The sequence below is a fragment of the Chthonobacter albigriseus genome (assembly GCF_013839445.1).
GTDB lineage: Bacteria > Pseudomonadota > Alphaproteobacteria > Rhizobiales > Pleomorphomonadaceae > Chthonobacter > Chthonobacter albigriseus.
Genome location: NZ_JACDIT010000009.1, coordinates 66573 through 88303 on the forward strand (window position 1 = coordinate 66573; position 21731 = coordinate 88303).

Consider the following 21731-nt stretch of genomic DNA (forward strand, 5'->3'; position numbering starts at 1 on the left):
TGCGCGTCCCGTGACGTTCCGTCGTCAGAGCTTCACCACGGCGCCCGTCCGCACGCTCTCGTCGGCGGCGAGCACCACCTTCAGGCTCGTCACCGCGTCGCGCATGTGCCGGGTCAGGTCCACGTCCTCACGGATGGCCTTCAGCATGTAGGCCTGCTCGCGGTCGCAGAGCTCCTGGTGGCCGGGTTCGTCGGCCATCGAGAGCATCGTGTCCGGCTGCGCAAACCGCGTGCCGGCCTGCGCGGCCGAGTGGATCCGGATCCGCGCCGTTTTGGTGTGGGTGTCGATGTCGTCAGACTTGGCGCTCTCGTCCATCACGATGGAGACCGACCCGCGCGGCGTCATCACGTCCTTCACGAAGAACGCCGTTTCCGAGATCATCGGCCCCCACGCCGCCTCGTACCAGCCCACCGATCCGTCGGCGAACAGCACCTGCAGGTGGCCGTAGTTGTACATGTCCGGCCCGATCTCGTCGGAGAGCCGCACCCCCATGCCGCGCACCTCCACCGGGGCGGCGTCGGTGATCTGGCACATCACGTCCACGTAGTGCACGCCGCAGTCGACGATCGGGCTCGTCGTCTCCATCAGGCGGCGGTGCACCTCCCAGGTCGCGCCCACGCTCTGCTGGTTGAGGTTCATCCGCATCACGAAGGGCCCGCCGAGTGCGCGCGCCTCGGCGATGAACCGCGTCCAGGAGGGATGGTGCCGGAGGATGTAGCCGACCACGAGCTTGCGCTTCAGCCGCGTCGCTGCCTCCACCACCCGCTCCGCGTCGGCCACCGTCATCGCCAGCGGCTTCTCCACGAACACGTGAGCGCCCGCTTCCATCGCCGCGATCGCGTAGTCCACGTGCGTGTCGGTGTAGGTCGCCACGCACACGAGCTCCGGCTTCGTCGCGGCCAGCGCGTCCTCGAAGGTCTCGAAGAATGGATAGGCCTCCATCCCCTCCGGCAGCGCCGGCTTCGACCGGTTGGCGAGCCCCACGATCTCGAAGCCCGGGTTCGCGTGGTAGGCCTTGGCATGGCTGAGGCCCATGTTGCCGAGGCCGACGACGAGGGTGCGGATGGGCGCGGTCATTTCACGGCTCCGGATGTGATGCCCCGGATGAGGCTCTTGGAGAAGATCAGGTAGAGCACCAGCACCGGCACGATGGCGAGCGACAGCGCCGCCAGGACGGCGTTCCAGTTGGTGACGAACTGGCCGATGAACACCTGCGCGCCGAGCGTCACCGTCTTGGTGCTCTCCGCCGGTGCCAGGATCAGCGGGAACCAGAGGTCGTTCCAGATCGGGATCATCGTGAACACGGCCACGGTGGCCATCGCCGGCCGCACCAGCGGCAGCACCAGGCGGAAGAAGATCCGGTATTCCGAAAGCCCGTCGATCCGCCCGGCGTTCTTCAGGTCGTCCGAAACGGTCCGCATGAACTCCGACAGGATGAACACGGCGAGCGGCAGTCCCTGCGCCGTGTAGACCAGGATCAGCGCCAGGTGCGTATTGACGAGGTTCGCCCCCACCATGAACTTCAGGATGCCGATGGTGCCGAGCCGGATCGGGATCATGATCCCGAGCGCGAGGTAGAGCCCCGTCAGCGTGTTCATCCGGAACCGGTATTCGCTGAGCGCGAAGGCCGCCATCGCCCCGAACAGGAGCACGCCCGCCAGCGACCCGCAGGTCACGATCAGGCTGTTTATGAAGTACCCCGTGAAGTCGCCCTGCCCGAGCACGGTCGTGTAGCCGATCGGATCGTAGGTCTCCGGCCCCGGCAGCGTCAGCGGCGAGGCGAAGATCGCCTTCCGCGACTTGAACGAGTTCATCACGATCAGGATCACCGGGAACAGCGCGATGATCGTGTAGGTGATCAGGATCCCGTGCGCTGCGATCGTGCGGGGAAGCGAGGTGCGGGCGCGGCTCATGGTGTGCTGACCTCCCTTCCCGTCAGAACTGGTAGCGGGTGATCTTGCGCTGGATCACGAACAGGTAGAGCGCCACGCCCGCCAGGATGATCAGGAACATGATCGCCGCGATCGCAGCGCCCATGTTCGGATCGCCCAGCTGCAGCTGGAAGCCGAAGAAGGTGCGGTAGAGCAGCGTTCCGAGGATGTCCGTGGAGAAGTTCGGGCCGGCCAGCGCCCCTTGCGCCACGTAAATCAGGTCGAAGGCGTTGAAGTTGCCCACGAAGGTCAGGATCGAGATGATCCCGATCGTCGGCCAGAGAAGCGGCAGCTTGATCTTGAAGAACTGCGCCGTCCCGGTCACCCCGTCTATCTCGGCCGCCTCGATGATCTCGTCGGGGATGGAGAGCAGCGCCGCGTAGATCAGCATCATCGGGATGCCGATGTACTGCCACACCGAGATCAGCGCCAGCGTCGTCAGCGCGGTTTCCGGCTTGCCGAGGTAGGGGGCGAACAGGAACTTCAGCCCCACCGCGTCGAGCAGGCTCGGCGCCACGCCCCACAGCGGCGACAGGATCAGCTTCCACCCGAAGCCCACGATCACGAACGACAGCATCGTCGGCACGAAGATCGCCGTCCGGTAGAACGTCCGCCCCGGAAGCCGCGGGATCGACAGGATGGCCGCGAGCGCGATCCCGATCGGGTTCTGCACCACCATGTGGATCAGGAAGAAGTAGAAGTTGTTCCAGAGCGCGTTCCAGAACTGCGGCGCCCACCGGTCGTCCAGGAACAGCGTCTTGAAGTTCTCCAGCCCGGCGAAATACGCCTGGTTCTCCGCCACCCGATAGAAGCTCGACCGGAGCGTCTCGAACAGCGGCACGATCATGATCAGCGAATAGACGATCACCGCCGGCGCCAGGAACACGGCGATATGCCAGCGAACCGGCCGGCGCGGCGCATCAAGCTCGACACTGGACATGGCGCGTCTTCCGGGAAGAGGGGTTCGGCCGTTCGCAAGGGAGGGCGCGAGACCGGACCGGCCCCGCGCCCCTCGTCACGTCACTTGCCCGGCTTGTACCAGGCGTCGAGGCCCTTCTGCAGCCGCTCGGAGGCGGCTTCCGCCGTTTCCGCGCCGGTGATCACGTTGGCGCTCGCCACCCAGGTCTCGTTCTCCAGGTTCGGCGTCCCGCGCGACAGGATCTGGTAGGTCGAGCGGATCGTCGACTGGCACTTGCCGCGCCAGGACACGAACTCCTGCGCCAGCGGGTCCTTGAGCTCGACCGGCTGGTTCGACAGCGAGAAGAAGCCCGGCAGCGCGTTGGCGTAGAGCGAGGCGAACTCCGGCGAGGCCACCCAGGCCAGGAACGTCTTCGCCGCTTCCGGATGCGCCGTCTTGGCGTTCATGCCGATCGCGAGGTCCACGTGGTCGGAGATGTAGCAGGTGTCCCCCGCAGCCTTCACCGGCGGCGGGAAGGCGCCCATCTTGAACTGGGCCTGCGTGTTGAAGCCAGAGATCTCCCACGAACCCGCCGGATAGACCGCCGCGCGGCCGAGCGTGAACATGTTCTGGCTATCCGGATAGGTCTGCGCCTGGAAGCCGTCGCCGAGGTAGTCCTTCCAGCGGGCGAGCGTCTTGTAGGGCTCAACCCAGGCGGCGTCGGTCAGCTTCTGCTCGCCCTTGATCAGCGCGTTGCGGCCTTCCTCGCCCTTCCAGTAGTTCGGCCCGATGTTCTGGTAGCCCATCGTGGCGGCTTCCCACTGGTCGTTGGTGCCCATCGCCATCGGGATGTAGGTGCCGTCCGCCTTGATCTTGTCGAGCGCGGCGAAGAACTCGTCCTCCGTCGTCGGCACCGCGATGCCGAGCTTGTCGAACGCGTCCTTGTTGTAGATGAAGCCGTGCAGCACCGAGGCGACCGGCACGCAGAACGTCGTCGCGCCGTCGTCCGTCGACCAGCCCGACTTGGCCACCGGCCCGAAGTTGTCCATCCCCGCGACGTCGTTCACCGACGAGAGATACCCCTTCTCGAACAGCTGCAGCGAGGCGTCGAACGGCCGGCAGGTGATGATGTCGCCCGCCGAGCCCGCCTCCAGCTTGGAGTTCAGCGCCGCGTTGTATTCGGTCGGCGCCATCGGCGCGAAGTTCAGCTTGATCTCCGGGTGCTTGGCCTCGAAGGCCGGGATGATCGTCTGCTGCCAGATGGCAAGGTCGTCGTTGCGCCAGCTCTCGATCGTGAGCGTGACGGTTTCCGCGGACGCCTGGCCGACGGTCAGCGCCGTGGCGGCCATGAGGCCGAGGGAGAGAGTGATCCCCTTCATCGTTGTCTTTGCTCCCTGTTGTCGCCGCGGCGTTGCGCGGCGGTTCTTCAATCCCTGCCCCCGGGTCGTCCGGACCGGTCAGGGCTGGTCCTGAAGCGAGGCGAACGCGGCCCGAAGGTCGCCCCCGCTCGCCTCGATCAACTGTCGCGCCTTCGCTGCGGTCGCGCCGCGCGCCACCAGCACCGCCGGCTTCACGTCGCCGCCTGTTGCAGTGATCGCCGCCCGCGCCGCCGCCTCGTCGACGCCGGCCGCCCGCGCCACGATCCGCGCCGCCCGGTCCACGAGCTTGGCGTTCTCCGCCCGCACGTTAACCATCATCCCGTCATAGACGTGGTTGAGCTTCATCGCCGCCAGCGTGGAAAGCATGTTGAGCGCGCACTTCTGCGCCGTGCCGGCGTTCATCCGGGTCGAGCCGGCCACGATCTCCGGCCCGGCCAGGATCGACACGGGCAGGTCCGCCGCGTCAAGGAGCGGCGCCCGCGCATTGCAGGCGATCCCGATCACCGTCGCGCCGGCCGCGCGCGCCGCTTCCGCCGCCGCCACCGTGTAGGGCGTCGAGCCGCTCGCCGACACCGCGATCACCGCGTCTCCGGCCCGCAGCCCCAACGCTTCGATTTCCTTGCGCGCCCCGTCCCGGTCGTCCTCCGACGCCGCATCGAGGTGCGTCAGCGACGCCGCCCCGCCCGCAAGCAGCACCGGCAGCCGGTCGGTCGTCAGCCCGTAGGTGCCCGGCAGCTCCAGCGCATCCAGCAGCGCGATCAGCCCCGACGAGCCCGCGCCGACATAGACGATCCGCCCGCCGCCACCCCAGGCCTGCGCCAGCGCGCCGGCCGCCGCCGACAGCGCCGGGATGGCTGCCCGCACCGCTTCGATCGCCCGCCCCTGCCCGTCTGCGATCGCCGAAAGCACGTCCGCGTCGGCCCATGTCTCCACGGCCCGGTAGCGCTCGTTCGTCTCTTCGGTGACCAGCTTCGGCTGCAAGGCGCGGATCCTTTTGCCCGGATTCGGGTGCCCGCGGGATCCCAATTCCGCGAACGCCATGGGATACTACCAAAATGATACCACTTGTCCATACGCCGCACGAAAATCGGGTCGACTTAACGAATTCCGACGAACTTTAACCAATCTGATCCGTTCTGGGACGTTTGCGGCACCCGTTATGGGCTCGCCAGACGCGCTCTTCCAAATTGGATTTGTTTTGGTATTATCGCGCGGCAAGCCGGACCGGCGCCTCGGGCGCGAGCTGAAACCGGCGCTTCGGGGGTTGCGCGTTGGCGGACAGGGCACACACCCTTCATCTCGGCATAGACGGCGGCGGCACCGGCTGCCGCGCCCGGCTGACCGACGCCGACGGCCGCGTGCTCGGCGAGGCGACGGGCGGTCCGGCCAACGTCAACACCGACTTTGCCGGGGCGATCTCCTCCATCCTCGACGTCGCCGCCGCCGCCTTCGCCGCCGCCGATCTACGGCCCGGTGAGATGGCCCGCGCCCGCGCCGGCTTCGGCCTCGCCGGCGCCAACGCCGCGCGTGCCGCCGAGCGCCTGCCCGCCCATCCCTTTCCGTTCGCCTCGGTCGCCGTCGCATCCGACGCCGAGACCGCCTGCCTCGGCGCCCATCGCGGCGAGGATGGCGGCATCCTCATCCTCGGCACCGGCAGCCAGGGCGTCGCCCGCGTCGACGGCCGCGTGCGAACGGTCGGCGGCTGGGGCTTCCTCGTTTCCGACACTGCCTCCGGCGCCACCCTCGGCCGCGCAGCGGTCCGCCGCGCCCTCCTCGGCCACGAGGCGATCGAGCCGCCCTCGCCCTTTACCGAGGCGGTGATGGCCCGCTTCGACGCCAACCCGTCCGCCATGCTCGCCTGGGCGCTCACCGCCATCCCACGCGATTACGCCGTCTTCGCCCCGCTCGTCTTCGAGGCCGCATCCTCCGGCGATCCCGTCGCCGCCGAGATCGTCCGCGAAGCCGCCGCCGACGCCGGCCGCCTGCTCGACCGCCTCGTCGCCCACGGCGCCACGCGCATCGCCCTGATGGGCGGCCTCTCCGGCCCCTACCGCCCCTGGCTCGACAGCCGCTTCGACCCCGTGCTCGTCGCTCCGCGCGGCGATGCCCTCGACGGCGCGCTCGCCCTCTCCGGCCTCGGAGGTCCGGCATGACGGCCCTGTCCGCCATCCTAGGCTCCGAGCGCTTCACGCAGGACGATCCCGCCCCGCTCTACCTGCGCCTTCAGTCTGCCATCCGCGAGGCGGTCGGCGCAGGCTCCCTCGCCCCCGGCGACGCGCTGCCGCCGGAGCGCGAGCTCGCCTCCGAGCTCGGCATCTCCCGCGTCACCGTCCGCAAGGCGCTCGCCGGTCTCGTCGAGGCCGGCATCCTGCAGCAGCGCCGCGGCTCCGGCACCTACGTCGCCCCCACGCCCCACCGCATGGAGCAGCCGCTCTCCCGCCTCACCTCCTTCACCGAGGACATGCGCGCCCGCGGCTTCCGCCCCACCGTCCAGGTGATCGACCGTCGCGTCTCGCTGCCCTCCCCGGAGGAGGCGATGGTGTTCGGCCTCAAGGTCGGCGAGCGCGTCACGCGGCTGCATCGCCTGCGCCTCGCCGACGGCGTGCCCATGGCGATCGAGATGGCCGTCGTGCCCCAGGCCTTCCTGCCCGACCCCGATCTCGTCGACCAGTCGCTCTACGCCGTCCTGGAAGCGCGCGGCATCCGGCCGGTCCGCGCCCTGCAGCGGCTCGCCGCCACCAACATCGCCGCCACCGAAGCCGCCCTCCTGGAGGTGCCCGTCGGCTCGGCGACGCTCAGGATCGAGCGCGTCTCCTACCTCGCCGATGGGCGCGTGGTGGAGTTCACCCGGTCCTACTACCGCGGTGACGCCTACGACTTCGTCGCCGAACTCAATCTCGGAGCGGATCATTGACCGACATGACAGCCATGGCCCGCGAGACGGCTGAGGCGCCCGACGCCGTCGCCCGTCTCCTCGCCCGCGAAACCGGCCGCCTGGAAGATCTCGGCGCCCGCCTCCGCGCGCTGGATCCGCCCGTCGTCGCCACCTGCGCCCGCGGCTCATCCGACCACGCCGCCGGCTATCTGAAATACGCCGTGGAACTCGGCACCGGCGTTCCGGTCGCCTCCATCGGCCCGTCGATCGCCTCGGTTTACGCCGCGCCGCTGAAGCTGAAGGGCGGCGTCCTCGTCACCATCTCGCAGTCCGGCCAGAGCCCGGATCTCGTCGCCCTCCAGGCGGCCGCCAAGGCGTCCGGCGCGCTCACTGTCGCCCTCGTCAACGTCGAGGAGAGCCCCGTCGCCGACGCCGCCGACGTGGTGATCCCGCTTCACGCCGGCCCGGAGCTCAGCGTCGCCGCCACCAAGTCCTTCATCGCCTCCGTCGCCGCCGCCGCCGCCCTCACCGCCGCCTGGACCGGCGACGCGGCGCTGAAGGCCGCCGTCGCCCGCCTGCCCGAAACCCTCGCCGCCGCGCTCGCGGCCGACTGGTCCGCCGCCGCCGAAACCTTCCGGACCGCCTCGTCGCTCTACGTCGTCGGCCGCGGCCCCGGCTTCCCCATCGCCCAGGAGGCCGCGCTGAAATCCAAGGAGACCGCTGCGATCCACGCTGAGGCCTTCTCCACGGCCGAGGTGATGCACGGCCCGCTCCGCCTGGTGCAGGACCGCTTTCCCGTGCTCGCCCTCGCCCCGGACGACCGCGCCGCCGCCGCCAACCGCGACGGCATCGAGCGCCTGTTGAAGGCGGGCGGTCAGGTCTTCACCGCCGCCACCGTGCCGATGCCGGGCGTCGCGCTTCCCGCAGCGCCCACCGGCCACGGCCTCACCGACCCGATCTCGATCGTCACCTCCTTCTACCGCTTCATCGAGGCGGTCACCCGCGCCCGTGGCCACGATCCGGACCGCCCCGCCAACCTTGCCAAGGTCACGGAAACCCGCTGATGACCTCCGCCCCCGCCGGCCTCGTCGCCCTCACCGGTGCCACACTCTTCGACGGCGAACGCCGGCTGGAGGGCCACGCCCTTCTCGTCGATGGCGCGCTCATCGCCGGCGTCGTCCCGCGTTCCGAAATCCCGGCCGACGCCGCCGTCACCGACCTCGGCGGCGGGATCCTCACCGCCGGCTTCATCGACGTCCAGGTCAACGGCGGCGGCGGCGTCATGCTGAACGACGCCCCGACGCCGGACGCCATGGCCGCCATCGCCGCCGCCCACCGGCGCTTCGGCACCACCGGCCTGCTGCCGACGCTGATCACCGACACGCCCGCCGCAACCGCGGCCGCCATAGCGGCGGCGGCCGAAGCCGTTTCCACCCGCCCAGGCGTCATCGGACTGCATCTGGAAGGGCCGCACCTCGCCCCGGCCCGGCGCGGCGCCCACCTGCCCGAGCTGATGCGCCCGCTCACCGAGGCCGACGCCGACCAGCTCGCCGCCGCCGCCGAGGCGATCGGCACGCTGCTCGTCACCATGGCCGTCGAGCAGGCCCCGCCCGCGCTGATCCGCCGTCTCGCCGACGCCGGCGTCATCGTCAGCCTCGGCCACACCGACGCCGACTACGACGCCGCCATGCGTGCCATCGACGCCGGCGCGCGCTCGGTCACCCATCTCTTCAATGCCATGAGCCAGCTCGGCCATCGCGCCCCCGGCATGGTCGGCGCGGCAATCGATTCCGGCGCCGTCTGGTGCGGCGTCATCGCCGACGGCCACCACGTCCACCCGGCCAGCCTCTCCGCGGCCTTGCGCGCCAAGCGCGGCCCCGGCCGCTGCGTCCTCGTCACCGACGCCATGTCCACCGTCGGCGCCGACGGCGACAGCTTCACCCTCAACGGTCGCACCGCCCGCCGCGTCGACGGCAAGCTCGTCCTCGCGGACGGCACGCTCGCCGGCTCCGACATCGACATGGCCGCAAGCGTCCGCTACGCAGTCGCCCACCTCGGCGTCTCCGCCGACGAGGCGCTCCGCATGGCCACCGTCTACCCCGCTGCCCTCCTCCGCCACGACCGGATCCGAGGCCGCCTCGCCCCCGCCCTCGCAGCCGACCTCGTCCACCTCACCCCCGACCTCCACGTCCAAGCCACCTGGATCGCGGGCGAACACTCAACGCCGCAGACCTCCCTCCCCCTCTCGAGGTGAGGGCGCAGCCCGAACGCCGAAACGGCAAAGGACTTCGAGGCCGGAGGGTCGGGGCAATTATCCCCGCACCGACCCGAAACTTCGTCCCCTGATCGCCCTGCCCCTCGCCGTCATGGTCCGCGCAGGCGGACCACCCACCCGAAACCCCTGCCCCTGATCGTCCCCCTCGGCGTCATGGTCCGCGCAGGCGTACCACCCACGACTTTGTGGTGCCGCGTCACGCCGCATTCCCGCAGACGCGCCGTCCTGGATAAACGCGTGAGTGGTCCGCCTGCGCGACCATGACCGCGGGACAGAGAGGTCGCCCCCTCACCCCGCCACCCCCCGCGCCCACCGCGCCAAGTCCTCCAGCACGCCCGCCCGCCCCCGGAGCGGCCGCGCCAGCGCCAGCACCAGCCCGGCGTGCCCGACGCCTTTGTAGGCGCGCGTCTCCACCCGCACCCCCGCCCGCCGCAGCTGCCGCGCCAGTTCCTCGCTGTTGGGCGGCTTCACCGTGTCGTCCTCGGTGCCCCAGGCCAGGAAGAACGCCGGCTCGCCGCCCCGCACCAGGTTCACCGGCTGCGTCGCAGGGCCGTCCTCGATGCCCTTGAAGGCCTCCTCGGCGACATCGGAGGTGAACGGAAAGAAGTCGTAGGGACCGGCCAGCCCCGCCACGCCGCGGATCGCCTGACGCGGCACCCCCGCCTCGCGCAGGTACCGCCGGTCGATCACCGCCTGCGCCACGTTGTAGGCGCCGGCCGAATGCCCGGAGAGCACGATCCGGTCTGGATCGCCTCCAAACTCAGCAGCCCGGTCGCGCGCGAAGCGGATCGCCGCCGCCGTATCCTCCACGAAGGCCGGGTAGCGCACCTCCGGCACCAGCCGGTAGTCGAACACGAAGGTCAGGAACCCTTGCGCCGCCATCGCGTGCCCGACGAACGCGTACCCCGCCCGGTCGCCGCTCGCCCAGTTGCCGCCGTAGGCGAACACCATCACCGGGAAGGGGCCGCGTCCCTCGGTCGGCGCGTAGACGTCCACCATCCGCCGCGGCCCCAGACCGTAGGCGAGCCCCCGCGCCGCCACGCGCGACCCGCCGTCCTTCGGCACCAGCGCATTGAACGTGGCGAGCGGCGAGCAGGCCGCGGCGGCGAGCCCGGCGAGGGGCAGCGCAAGGAGGGCGGCAAGGCGGCGGCGGGTGATCATGGTGCGGGCGGGCTCCGGAGAAGGGGGTCGGGGCAGGATACGCGCCGTGCCCCGATCCGGTTTCCTCACGCTGCCGTCAACGCCCCCGCGGAACGAACCGCCGAGCTGGAGGTTGGAAATCCGACCGGCCGCTTCGGCTGCCGAAAACATCTGATGGAGGAACACTCATGTTGCGAGGCGGACTTCTCTGGCTCATCGGCATCCCCCTGCCGATCATCCTGATCCTCTGGTTCCTCGGATACCTCAGCTGAAAACGAAGTTTTCGGCTCAGCTGAACGCGAAGCATTTAGCTCAGCTAAACGCGAAGCGTTCTGCTCAGCTGAAAACGAAGTTTTCGGCTCAGCTGAAAGCGGAGCTGAACCTCCCTACGGCGTCTGGCTGAGGATCCCGGTCAGCGTCTCCTGCCCTTCCGGCCAGGCGATGTCGTCCACCTTCCAGGCGCCGTCCTCCTTGACGAAGCGGAACACCACCGTCGTCGGGCGGTCCATGTTCTTGAACGCGGCCTCCACCTCGGCCCGATCGCTGGCTTCGCTCACCGCGCGGATGGTGAGGTCGCTCAGCTGGTAGTCCTGCGCGTAGAGGAACACGTCGAAGTCCAGCTGCCCCGGCTCCTCCTCCGAGGCGCCCTCCACGGCCTTTCCGATCATCCCCTTCAGGTGGCTGGAATAGATCGGCAAGTCGAACGGCGGCCTCGGCATCGTCGTCGTCGACAGATACGGCGCATAGATGTCCTTCACGATCTCGGCCGGCCCTTCCGCCGCCGCCATCGCCGGCACCATCATCGCCAGCGCGAACGCCGCGCCCAGCACACGCTTCCTCACAAGACTCATCGGAACGCCCCCGGAAAATCCACCTCCTCCATCCGCCGCAGCCCCAATCTGCCACGCTCCGTCACGTCGCACAAATCCCGGTGAGCGGTCGGCCGATCCGCACCACCGGAGTTGTCCGCGCCTGAGGGAAACGCCATAGTCCGCCCGAACAAGAAGACGGAGTGCCCCATGCCCTACCAGCCCGCCGAGACCCGCTACGCGGAGATGAAGTACAACCGCATCGGCCGTAGCGGCCTGATGCTCCCGGCGGTCTCGCTCGGCCTCTGGCAGAACTTCGGCGAGGACAAGTCGCTCGGCAACGCCCGCGCCATCTGCCGCACCGCCTTCGACCTCGGCATCACCCACTTCGACCTCGCCAACAACTACGGCCCGCCGCCGGGCGCCGCCGAGGAAGCCTTCGGCCTGATCCTCGACAAGGACTTCCGCCCCTTCCGCGACGAGCTGGTGATCTCCAGCAAGGCTGGATACCGCATGTGGCCCGGCCCCTACGGCGAATGGGGCAGCCGCAAGTACCTCCTCTCCTCGCTCGACCAGAGCCTGAAGCGGATGAAGCTCGACTACGTCGACATCTTCTACTCCCACCGCTTCGACCCGGACACGCCGCTGGAGGAGACCATGTCGGCCCTCGACCAGGCGGTCCGCTCCGGCAAGGCGCTCTACGCTGGCATCTCCTCCTACAACGCCCAGCGCACCCGCGAGGCGGCCGGCATCCTCCGCCGCCTCGGCACGCCCTGCCTCATCCACCAACCCAGCTACTCCATGATCAACCGCTGGATCGAGGACGACGGCCTCCTCGACACCCTCGACGGCGAAGGCATCGGCTCGATCGTCTTCTCCCCCCTCGCCCAGGGCCTGCTCACCGCCAAGTACCTCGCCGGCGTGCCCGACGACAGCCGCGCCGCAAAGCGCGGCTCCCTGAAGCCGGAGTTCCTCAACGACGAGAACATCGCCCGCGCCCGCGCCCTCGATGCCTTCGCCAAGAGCCGCGGCCAGACGCTCGCCCAGATGGCCGTCGCCTGGGTTCTGCGCGGCGGCCGCGTCAACTCCGCCCTGATCGGCGCCAGCCGTCCCGAGCAGGTCGTCGAATGCGTCGGCGCCCTGAAGAACCCCGCCTTCACCGCCGACGAGCTCGCCGCCATCGACGCCCACGCCGTGGAGGGCGGCATCAACCTCTGGGCCGCCAGCGCCGAGCGCCAGGGCCCGTCCCGCTGACGGTCCACCCCTGTCGATAAAGCGGTGCGCCCATGCGCGCGCCGCCCTTCCCGTCCGCGCCCGCTCCGGCTATGCCTCGGCGAACCGCCACCCGGATCCGCCATGCCCACCGACACGCCCCTCCCCCGCGCCGGCTCCATCCTCCAGCCCGTCTCGGCCGGCATCCTCGCCTCCGTCGTCGGCTTCGCAAGCACCTTCGCCGTCGTCCTCTCCGGCTACACGGCGATGGGCGCCACCGCCGACGAGGCCGCCTCCGGCCTGCTCGGCGTCTCCATCGGCATGGGCCTCCTCGGCCTCGTCCTCAGCTGGCACTGGCGCATCCCGATCGCCATCGCCTGGTCGACGCCGGGCTCCGCGCTCCTGATCGCCACCGGCGCCGCCACCGGCGCGCCCGTCGGCGGCTTTCCCGTCGCGGTCGGCGCCTTCCTTCTCGCCGGCGCCCTGATCACCGCCGCCGGCATCTGGAAGCCCTTCGGCCGCGCCGTGTCTTCCATCCCCATGCCCCTCGCCAGCGCGATGCTCGCCGGCGTGCTCCTCCCGCTCTGCCTCGCGCCCGTGAAGGCGGTGGCGGCCATGCCGGCCCTCGCGCTTCCCATCGTCCTCGTCTGGGCGCTCGCCTGGCGCTTCGCCCGGCTCTACGCCGTGCCGATCGCCGTCGTCGTCACCGCGGCCCTGGTCGTCTGGTCGACGCCCATCCCGGACGGCGCGCTCGCCTCCATCGCCCCGCGTGTGGTTTTTGTCGCCCCCGTGTTCACCTGGGACGCCGCGATCGGCCTTGCCCTGCCGCTCTTCATCGTCACCATGGCCTCGCAGAACGTGCCCGGTCTCGCGGTGCTCTCCGTCAACGGCTACCGCCCCGATCCCGGCCCGATCTTCGTCGCAACCGGCCTGATGAGCGCCGTCATCGCCGCCGTCGGCGCCCACTCAGTCAACCTCGCCGCGATCACCGCCGCGCTCTGCGCCGGCCCCGACGCCCACCCCGATCCCGACCGCCGCTGGATCGCCGCCGCAACCGGCGGTGCCACCTACCTCCTGCTCGGCCTCGTCGCCAGTTTCGCCGCCGCCTTCATCGCTGCCTCGCCGCCCCTCCTCATCGAGGCCGTCGCCGGCCTCGCCCTTCTCGGCAGCCTCGGCGCGGCCCTGTCATCGGCCCTGTCCCGCGAAGAAGACCGCCTTCCGGCCATCCTGACCTTCGTCACCACCGCCTCCGGCACCGCCCACTTCGGCATCGGCGCCGCCTTCTGGGGCCTCCTCGCCGGCATCGCGCTGATGGCGCTGGCGCGCGTGGGCAGCAGGCAATAAGCGCGGGATGCCGTATTCAAACAACCGCGCGTCGGCAGTGGGCAACCGGCAGTCGGCAGTCGGCGGTCGGCAGTCCGTAAGCGGCGGTGGCAATCGGTAAGCGGCGGTGGCAGTAAGCGGCGGTCGCAGTCGGGAAGCCGCGGTCGCTAAACCTCCTCCCCCAAACGTCATGGTCCGCGCAGGCGGACCACCCACGACTTTTTTCTCCGCCGCTCCCTACCTCCCGCCCTCCCACATGCGTGGGTGGTCCGCCTTCGCGGACCATGACGGTGGAAAACGAGGCGGCAGTCGCAGTTGGTAAGCGGCAGTCGCAGTCGGTAAGCGGCGGTCGCTAAACCTCCTCCCCCCAACCGTCATGGTCCGCGCAGGCGGACCACCCACGACTTTCTTATCCGCCACTCCCCACCTCCCACCTTCCGCCCAATACAAATGCGTGGGTGGTCCGTCTTCGCGGACTATGACGATGGAAAACGAGGCGGCAGTCGCAGTCGGGAAGCGGCGGTCGCTAAACCTCCTCCCCCCAACCGTCATGGTCCGCGCAGGCGGACCACCCACGACTTTTTTCTCCGCCGCTCACCGACTACCGCTCTCCCAAATGCGTGGGTGGTCCGCCTGCGCGGACCGTGACGGTGGAGAACGAGGCGACACTCGCGTCCCGACTGCCGAATACCGACTGCCGACTTGCCGACTGCCCCGTCGCAACCTCCTCAAAACCCGGGTTGCACCTCACCCCATTTTCAGCGATAACCACCACACCATCACCCTCGCTGGAACACCCCCATGGCCGCGACCACAATTGGCGTCAAAGTCACCGACGATCTCCGCCTCCGGCTCAAGGCCGCCGCCGACCGGGTCGGCCGATCCCCGCACTTCCTGATCAAGCAGGCGCTGCTCTCCACCGTCGAGCGGATCGAGCGCGGCGAGGACGTGGCGCACCTCATCGGTGACGGCGCAACCCTGGACGTCGTCGACGGCGCAACCGACCCCGACGCTGCACCGCGCCCGTTCATGGAGTTCGCCCAGTCCGTCCATCCGCAGAGCGTCCTCCGCGCCAAGATCACGGCCGCCTATCGCCGTCCGGAAACGGAGTGCCTCCCCCTCCTGATCTCCGACGCCACCCTGCCGCGCCACACCGCCGACTCCGCGCGCGATCTCGCCCGCACCCTCGTCGTCGCCCTGCGCGAGAAGAAGCGCGGCGGCGGCACCGGTGTGGAGGGCCTGATCCAGGAGTATTCGCTGTCGAGCCAGGAGGGCGTCGCCCTGATGTGCCTCGCCGAGGCACTGCTCCGCATCCCCGACCGGCCGACCCGCGACGCGCTGATCCGCGACAAGATCTCCACCGGCGACTGGCACGCCCACGTCGGTCACAGCCCGTCGCTCTTCGTCAACGCTGCCACCTGGGGCCTCGTCGTCACCGGCAAGCTCACGGCGACGTCGTCGGAGGGCAACCTCTCCTCGGCCCTCACGCGGCTGATAGGCCGCGGCGGCGAGCCGCTGATCCGCAAGGGCGTCGACATCGCCATGCGGATGATGGGAGAACAGTTCGTCACCGGCCAGACCATCGGCGAGGCGCTCGCCAACAGCCGCCGCATGGAAGCCAAGGGCTTCCGCTACTCCTACGACATGCTCGGCGAGGCCGCGACCACCGCCGAGGACGCCCAGCGCTACTACGACGACTACGAGCAGGCGATCCACGCCATCGGCAAGGCCGCCGGCCGGCGCGGCATCTACGAGGGCCCCGGCATCTCCGTGAAGCTCTCCGCCCTCCACCCGCGCTATTCCCGCGCGCAGGAGGATCGCGTCATGGCCGAGCTCCTGCCCCGCCTGAAGAGCCTCGCCGTTCTCGCCCGCCGCTACGACATCGGCCTCAACATCGACGCCGAGGAGGCCGACCGCCTCGAGCTCTCGCTCGACCTCCTGGAGGCGCTCTGCTTCGACCCGCAGCTCGCCGGCTGGAACGGCATCGGCTTCGTTGTCCAGGCCTACCAGAAGCGCTGCCCCTTCGTGATCGACTTCGTTGTCGACCTCGCGCGCCGCTCCGGCCATCGCCTGATGATCCGTCTCGTCAAGGGCGCCTACTGGGACAGCGAGATCAAGCGCGCCCAGGTCGATGGCCTGGAGGGCTTCCCGGTGTTCACCCGCAAGGTGCACACCGACGTCTCCTATCTCGCGTGCGCCAGAAAGCTGCTGGCCGCGCCCGACGCGGTCTACCCGCAGTTCGCCACCCATAACGCCCACACGCTCGCCGCCGTCATGGCCATGGCGGGCGAGAACTATTACGCCGGCCAGTACGAGTTCCAGTGCCTGCACGGCATGGGCGAACCGCTCTACGAGGAGGTCGTCGGAAAGGACAAGCTGAACCGTCCCTGCCGGGTCTACGCGCCCGTCGGCACCCACGAGACCCTGCTCGCCTACCTCGTCCGCCGCCTTCTGGAGAACGGCGCCAACACCTCCTTCGTCAATCGAATCGCCGACGACGCGGTACCGGTTGACGACCTCATCGCCGATCCCGTCGACGCCGCCCGCGCCATCGAGCCCGTCGGCGCCAAGCATCCGAAGATCGCCCACCCGCGAGACCTCTTCGCCGAGCGCGCCAACTCCATCGGCATCGACCTCTCCAACGAGCAGCGGCTCGCGTCTCTCTCCGCCGCCCTTCTGTCCGGCGCCGACCAGCCACACCGCGCCGTGCCGCTGATCGGCGAGCGCGAGGGCCAGGGCGAGGCCCGCATCGTGCGCAATCCCGCCGACCACCGCGACGTGGTGGGCACTGTCGTGGACGCCACCCCGGCCGACGTCGATGCCGCCTTCGCCGAGGCCCTCGCCGCCCAGCCGATCTGGTCCTCCACGCCTCCGGCCGAGCGCGCCGCCGCGCTCGCCCGCGCCGCCGATCTTCTGGAGGCGCGCATGCCGCACCTCCTCGGCGTCATCATCCGCGAGGCCGGCAAGTCGATCCCCAACGCCATCGCCGAGGTGCGCGAGGCCGTGGACTTCCTGCGCTACTACGGCGCCGAAGTCCGCGCCGGCTTCGATCTCGACACCCACCGTCCGCTCGGCCCGGTGGTCTGCATCAGCCCGTGGAACTTCCCGCTCGCCATCTTCACCGGCCAGGTCGCGGCGGCGCTCGCCGCCGGAAACCCGGTGCTCGCCAAACCCGCAGAGGAAACCCCACTCATCGCCGCCGAGGCGGTCCGCATCCTGCGCGAGGCCGGCGTTCCCGCCGGCGCGGTCCAGCTGGTCACGGGTGCCGGCGAGATCGGCGCGGCGCTGGTCTCCGACCGGCGCACCCGCGGCGTCATGTTCACCGGATCCACCGAGGTGGCCCGCCTCATCCAGCGCAGCCTCGCCGGACGCCTGACGCCGGACGGCCGTCCGATCCCGCTCATCGCCGAAACGGGCGGGCAGAACGCCCTGGTCGTCGACAGCTCCGCCCTCGCCGAGCAGGTCGTCGGCGACGTCATCGCCTCCGCCTTCGACAGCGCCGGCCAGCGCTGCTCCGCGCTCCGCGTCCTCTGCCTGCAGGCCGACGTCGCCGACCGCGTCCTCGCCATGCTGAAGGGCGCGATGCGCGAGCTCGTCATCGGCAACCCGGACAGGCTCTCCACCGATATCGGCCCCGTCATCACCGCCGAGGCCCGCGACGGCATCGACGCCTATATCGCCGCCATGCGCGGCAAGGGCTTCAAGGTCGAGCAGCTGCCGCTCGGACCCGCCACCCGCAACGGCACCTTCGTGCCGCCCACCATCATCGAGCTCGACGGAATCGCCGATCTCGGTCGCGAGGTCTTCGGCCCTGTCCTTCACGTCGTCCGCTACAAGCGCGACGACCTCGACGGCCTGATCGACGCCATCAACGCCACCGGCTACGGCCTCACCTTCGGCCTGCACACCCGCATCGACGAGACCATCGCCCGCGTCACACGCAAGGCCGGCGCCGGCAACGTCTACATCAACCGCAACATCATCGGCGCGGTCGTCGGCGTGCAGCCCTTTGGCGGCAGCGGCCTGTCCGGCACCGGCCCCAAGGCCGGCGGCCCGCTCTACCTCTCCCGCCTCACCACCCGAACCCGCCCGGTCCAGGTCCTGCCCGAACCCGCGCCGGAGACGGCCGTCGCGCCGGCCGTCGCCTACCGCGACTTCCTCGCCTCCGCGGGTCGGTCCTCGGAAGCGGCGACCGTCGCCGGCTTCATCGCCCGCTCGGGCCTCGGTGTCGCCAAGGAGCTGCCCGGCCCGGTCGGCGAACGCAACGTCTATGCCCTGCATCCCCGCGGCCGGATTGCCGCCCTCGCCCGCACGGAGTCCGGCCTCCTGGTCCAGCTCGGCGCGATCCTCGCCACAGGCAACGAGGCTGTCGTGCTGCCCGACAACCCCGCCGCCGCGCTCCTCGCCAAGCTGCCGTCCGACCTTGCCCGTCGTGTTGTAACCTCGCCCGACTGGGCCGGGGATAAGTCTCTGCGTGGTGTGCTCTTTGAAGGCGACGCGGACGCCCTGCTCGACCTCACCCGCGCGGTCGCCGATCGCGACGGTCCGATCGTCCCGGTCCAGGGTCTATCCCCGGGCGAGGACAACTATGCCCTCGAACTCCTCCTCGAGGAGGTGTCGGTCAGCACCAACACCGCCGCCGCCGGCGGCAACGCCAGCCTGATGACCATCGGCTGACGTCGAGCGCTACGTAATCGCCTTCTCCCCCGGAAAAGGCGACTACACCGCCACGAGGAATCGAGAGGGTGAGGCATCCACGGATAGCAAACCAGGAAGCCGTGGCACGCCTCATCGAATGACCTCGCAAGCGCCACGAAAAAATCGCTTCGCTCCCCGATTGTCGCCAATTCGGACTGGTGCTATCGCTAGTCTCAAAGCGCTTTGAAAGCGGGTTTCCGCAACCGGGCGCCACCAGAGCGGGAGCGGACGGCATGGTCATCAGGGCAACGGTCTTCGGCGAGAACGTCCACGAGAACAAGAACCCGATCGTCCGGTCCATCTACCCAGACGGCATGCACGAGACCATCGCCGCCGCCCTGCGCGAGGATGCGGGGATAGTTTCCTCCACCGTCACCCTGCAGGAACCAGAGCACGGTCTCACCGCCGAGAAGCTCGCCGAAACCGACGTCCTCCTCTGGTGGGGCCACGTCGCCCACGGCGAGGTGTCCGACGCGGTGGTCGAGCGGGTTGTCGAACGGGTCTGGCAGGGGATGGGCCTGATCATCCTCCACTCCGGCCATTTCTCCAAGATTTTCAAGCGCTTGACCGGGACGCCCTGCGCCCTCAAATGGCGCGAGGCGGGCGAGCGCGAGCGCCTTTGGGTGATCAACCGCAACCACCCGATCGCCGCCGGCCTGCCCGAATGCATCGAGCTGGAGAACGAGGAGATGTACGGCGAGCCGTTCTCCGTGCCCGAGCCGATGGAGACGGTTTTCGTCTCCTGGTTCCAGGGCGGGGAGGTCTTCCGCTCCGGCCTCACCTACCAGCGCGGCTCCGGCCGGATGTTCTACTTCCGCCCGGGCCACGAGACCTACCCCACCTACTACGACGAGAACGTCCGCAAGGTCCTGCGCAACGCGGTGAAGTGGGCCTACAACCCGGGCCCCGCCTGGACGGCGATCACCGACGCCCCGAACGTCCCGGTCGAGACGGCGCTGGAGCCGATCGAGGAGCGCGGCCCCCGCCTGCACCAGGCGGGCGAAGCCGGCTACCGCTGAACGTCGATCAAAGGAAAAGCCCGGATTTCCCGGGAAATGACCCAGCCCCCGCCCCACCGGAGCGGGGGCTCGATAACAAAAAGGGGCAACAGCCCCGACCATAAATCCCCGCCACCCCCACCCCGAGACAACCCGATGCGTCTCCTGATCCTCGGCACCGGTTCGATGGCCACGAACCATGCCCGCCATTTCGCGGCCATCGACGGCGTCACCTTGACCGGCGCGGTCGACGTGCTCGATTCCAGAGTCGAGGCCTTCTGCGCCGGCCACTCGATCCCGCGCGGCTTCACCTCCCTCGACGAGGCGATCGCCTGGGGCGAGTTCGACGCCGTCGCCAACGTCACCCCCGACAGCGAGCACCACCCCACAACCATGAAGCTGCTGCGGGCCGGCAAGCACGTCTTCTGCGAAAAGCCGCTCGCCACCAACCACGCCGACGCTGAGGCGATGACCGCCATCGCCGACCAGCTGGGCCTGGTGGCCATGGTCAACCTCTCCTACCGCAACGTCCCGGAGATCCAGAAGGCGCGGGACATCGTGCTTTCCGGCCAGCTCGGCGGAGTCAAGCACGTGGAAGCCAGCTACCTGCAGAGCTGGCTCGTCGGCCTCCACTGGGGCGACTGGCGCACCGAGGACCGCTGGCTCTGGCGCCTCTCGGAAAGCCACGGCTCCAAGGGCGTCCTCGGCGACGTCGGCATCCACATCCTCGACTTCGCCTCCTACGGCGCCGCCAGCGAGATCGACCGCGTCTTCTGCCGCCTCAAGACCTTCCACAAGTCCGACGGCGACCGCATCGGCGAATACAACCTGGACGCCAACGACAGCTTCACCATGAGCGTCGAGTTCGGCAACGGGGCGCTCGGCACCGTCCACGCCAGCCGCTGGGCCACCGGATACGCCAACACGCTCCGACTCCGCCTCTACGGCGACAAGGGCGGCCTGGAGGTCCAGCACGGCTTCGACGGCTCCACCCTGCGCCTCTGCGCCGGCGAGGACGTCCACACCCAGACCTGGCGCGACGTGCAGGTCGAGCCCGTGCCGACCAACTACGAGCGGTTCGTCGCGGCGGTCGCGGCCGGCCGCACCACCGAACCCTCCTTTGCCACGGCCGCCCGCCTGCAGAAGGTGATCGACCTCGGCATCCACACTGAAACGACCCGCGTCGAGGAGACCGCCTGACGCGGATTGCTCCGCCGGGAACACCACGCCCGCCGCCCCGTTCGGACGCCATGTCCTTGCGGTTGGAGGGGGTTTGCGGCGATGGCTCTTAAAATCCGGGATATCGGCACCATATGGAAGCCGTCGGGTCCGGGCCCCTCTGGCGAGCAGAAGCGCTCGCGATGTCGGACCCTTCCATCAGGCGGCCCCGCCGCCCCTTGGGAGGCTGATATGACCGTGACCGAAATTCTCACGCCCGAAGGCCGGACCTACACGACCCCCGCCATCGATCGCTGGACCATCGAGGAGATCGAGGCCGTCGAGCGGCGGCTCGCCCTGATCGCGCGAGCGCTCGACAGCGCCTTCCGCATTCCCGGCACCGGCATCCGCTTCGGCGCGGATACCATCGTCGGCTTCATTCCCGGCGTTGGCGATCTCGTGACGCAGGGCCTCGGCCTCTACATCGTCGCGGAAGCCTGGCGACTGGGCGCCGGACACCGCACGGTGGCCCGGATGATCGGCAATCTCGCCATCGACACGGTCGTCGGCGTCGTGCCCCTGGTCGGCGACGTGGCCGACCTCTTCTTCCGCGCCAACACCAAGAATGTGGCTCTCCTGCGCGAGCATGTCTCCCGCCTCAAGGCGGAGCGCGCCCGGCCGATCAACCCTGTGCGCGGAGGTAACCGGTGAAGGGACTCATCTACGGGATCGCGGCGGTTCTGATCGCCATCTGGACCGGGCTCGCCTGGCTCGGCGGCAAGGCCGTCGAGATCGCGGGAGGAGCCGCGGCCACCAACGCGGACCTGATCCCGATCGACCCGGAGTGGGTGGTCTTCGCGTCCGACATGTTCCAGGGCCTCACCGGGATCGGCGTCGCCGCCGTCTGGGTGGTCTGGGCGATCGGGGCGCTGATCCTCTTTGGTCTGGCGGCGCTCGGCGGGCGGCTGGTTGAACGCCGCCGCCGGTCACCGTCCCCGTTCGACGTCTATCCCCCGCCCCGCTGAGCCGGGTGGC

General features: G+C 69.7%; 18 protein-coding genes. 11 read left to right on the plus strand and 7 right to left on the minus strand.

Annotated features, from left to right (window positions below):
* Positions 1-24: 24 nt before the first annotated feature.
* The 5 genes from HZ321_RS18760 to HZ321_RS18780 form a co-directional block, all read right to left on the minus strand.
* Positions 25-1077, minus strand: coding sequence for a Gfo/Idh/MocA family protein (locus HZ321_RS18760; protein WP_181703934.1), 1053 nt, complete (start codon positions 1075-1077; stop codon positions 25-27).
* Positions 1074-1913: a carbohydrate ABC transporter permease gene (locus HZ321_RS18765; protein WP_181703935.1), complete on the minus strand. Its 840-nt coding sequence runs from the start codon at positions 1911-1913 to the stop codon at positions 1074-1076. The genes HZ321_RS18760 and HZ321_RS18765 overlap by 4 nt, the downstream gene beginning before the upstream one ends.
* 22 nt (positions 1914-1935) lie before the next feature.
* Positions 1936-2871 carry a carbohydrate ABC transporter permease gene (locus HZ321_RS18770; protein WP_181703936.1) on the minus strand — a complete coding sequence of 312 codons (936 nt, stop codon included), beginning with the start codon at positions 2869-2871 and terminating at the stop codon, positions 1936-1938.
* An 80-nt stretch (positions 2872-2951) separates the two neighbouring features.
* The gene (locus tag HZ321_RS18775; protein WP_181703937.1) at positions 2952-4208 is read right to left on the minus strand and encodes an ABC transporter substrate-binding protein; all 1257 of its coding nucleotides are present in this window, start codon (positions 4206-4208) and stop codon (positions 2952-2954) included.
* A 78-nt stretch (positions 4209-4286) separates the two neighbouring features.
* Positions 4287-5189 carry an N-acetylmuramic acid 6-phosphate etherase gene (locus HZ321_RS18780; protein WP_244635998.1) on the minus strand — a complete coding sequence of 301 codons (903 nt, stop codon included), beginning with the start codon at positions 5187-5189 and terminating at the stop codon, positions 4287-4289.
* A 290-nt stretch (positions 5190-5479) separates the two neighbouring features.
* Between HZ321_RS18780 and HZ321_RS18785 the strand changes: the two genes are divergently transcribed.
* Genes HZ321_RS18785 through nagA form a run of 4 tightly spaced genes read left to right on the plus strand, consistent with a single transcriptional unit; the run spans position 5480 to position 9337 of the window.
* Positions 5480-6361 (plus strand): glucosamine kinase nucleotide-binding domain-containing protein, encoded by an 882-nt coding sequence (locus tag HZ321_RS18785; protein WP_181703939.1) that lies wholly within the window; start codon positions 5480-5482, stop codon positions 6359-6361.
* Positions 6358-7122, plus strand: a complete 765-nt coding sequence (locus HZ321_RS18790) for a GntR family transcriptional regulator (RefSeq protein WP_181703940.1) — start codon at positions 6358-6360, stop codon at positions 7120-7122. The genes HZ321_RS18785 and HZ321_RS18790 overlap by 4 nt, the downstream gene beginning before the upstream one ends.
* A gap of 5 nt (positions 7123-7127) precedes the next feature.
* Positions 7128-8147, plus strand: a complete 1020-nt coding sequence (locus HZ321_RS18795) for an SIS domain-containing protein (RefSeq protein WP_181704020.1) — start codon at positions 7128-7130, stop codon at positions 8145-8147.
* Positions 8147-9337, plus strand: a complete 1191-nt coding sequence (gene nagA, locus HZ321_RS18800; protein WP_181703941.1) for an N-acetylglucosamine-6-phosphate deacetylase — start codon at positions 8147-8149, stop codon at positions 9335-9337. Before HZ321_RS18795 ends, nagA begins: the two co-directional genes overlap by 1 nt.
* 309 nt (positions 9338-9646) lie before the next feature.
* Here the strand turns inward: nagA and HZ321_RS18805 are convergent, their stop codons facing one another.
* Positions 9647-10519 carry an alpha/beta hydrolase gene (locus HZ321_RS18805; RefSeq protein ID WP_181703942.1) on the minus strand — a complete coding sequence of 291 codons (873 nt, stop codon included), beginning with the start codon at positions 10517-10519 and terminating at the stop codon, positions 9647-9649.
* Between the two features lie 365 nt (positions 10520-10884).
* Positions 10885-11349, minus strand: a complete 465-nt coding sequence (locus HZ321_RS18810) for a DUF3828 domain-containing protein (protein ID WP_181703943.1) — start codon at positions 11347-11349, stop codon at positions 10885-10887.
* A 168-nt stretch (positions 11350-11517) separates the two neighbouring features.
* On the opposite strand from HZ321_RS18810, the gene mgrA reads away from it, so the two are divergent.
* From mgrA to HZ321_RS18845, 7 genes are all read left to right on the plus strand, one after another.
* Positions 11518-12561 carry an L-glyceraldehyde 3-phosphate reductase gene (mgrA, locus tag HZ321_RS18815; RefSeq protein ID WP_181703944.1) on the plus strand — a complete coding sequence of 348 codons (1044 nt, stop codon included), beginning with the start codon at positions 11518-11520 and terminating at the stop codon, positions 12559-12561.
* A 102-nt stretch (positions 12562-12663) separates the two neighbouring features.
* Positions 12664-13863 carry a benzoate/H(+) symporter BenE family transporter gene (locus tag HZ321_RS18820; protein ID WP_181703945.1) on the plus strand — a complete coding sequence of 400 codons (1200 nt, stop codon included), beginning with the start codon at positions 12664-12666 and terminating at the stop codon, positions 13861-13863.
* A gap of 780 nt (positions 13864-14643) precedes the next feature.
* Positions 14644-18519, plus strand: coding sequence for a trifunctional transcriptional regulator/proline dehydrogenase/L-glutamate gamma-semialdehyde dehydrogenase (gene putA / locus HZ321_RS18825; RefSeq protein ID WP_181703946.1), 3876 nt, complete (start codon positions 14644-14646; stop codon positions 18517-18519).
* Positions 18520-18773: 254 nt separating this feature from the next.
* Entirely contained in the window at positions 18774-19559 is a 786-nt protein-coding gene (locus HZ321_RS18830; RefSeq protein ID WP_181703947.1) for a ThuA domain-containing protein, read from the plus strand.
* Positions 19560-19694: 135 nt separating this feature from the next.
* Positions 19695-20738, plus strand: coding sequence for a Gfo/Idh/MocA family protein (locus HZ321_RS18835; protein WP_181703948.1), 1044 nt, complete (start codon positions 19695-19697; stop codon positions 20736-20738).
* 210 nt (positions 20739-20948) lie between these two features.
* A complete protein-coding gene (locus HZ321_RS18840) occupies positions 20949-21407 on the plus strand; it encodes a DUF4112 domain-containing protein (protein WP_181703949.1) in 459 nt (152 codons plus the stop codon).
* The gene (locus HZ321_RS18845; RefSeq protein WP_181703950.1) at positions 21404-21721 is read left to right on the plus strand and encodes a hypothetical protein; all 318 of its coding nucleotides are present in this window, start codon (positions 21404-21406) and stop codon (positions 21719-21721) included. Before HZ321_RS18840 ends, HZ321_RS18845 begins: the two co-directional genes overlap by 4 nt.
* The last annotated feature ends 10 nt before the right edge of the window (positions 21722-21731 follow it).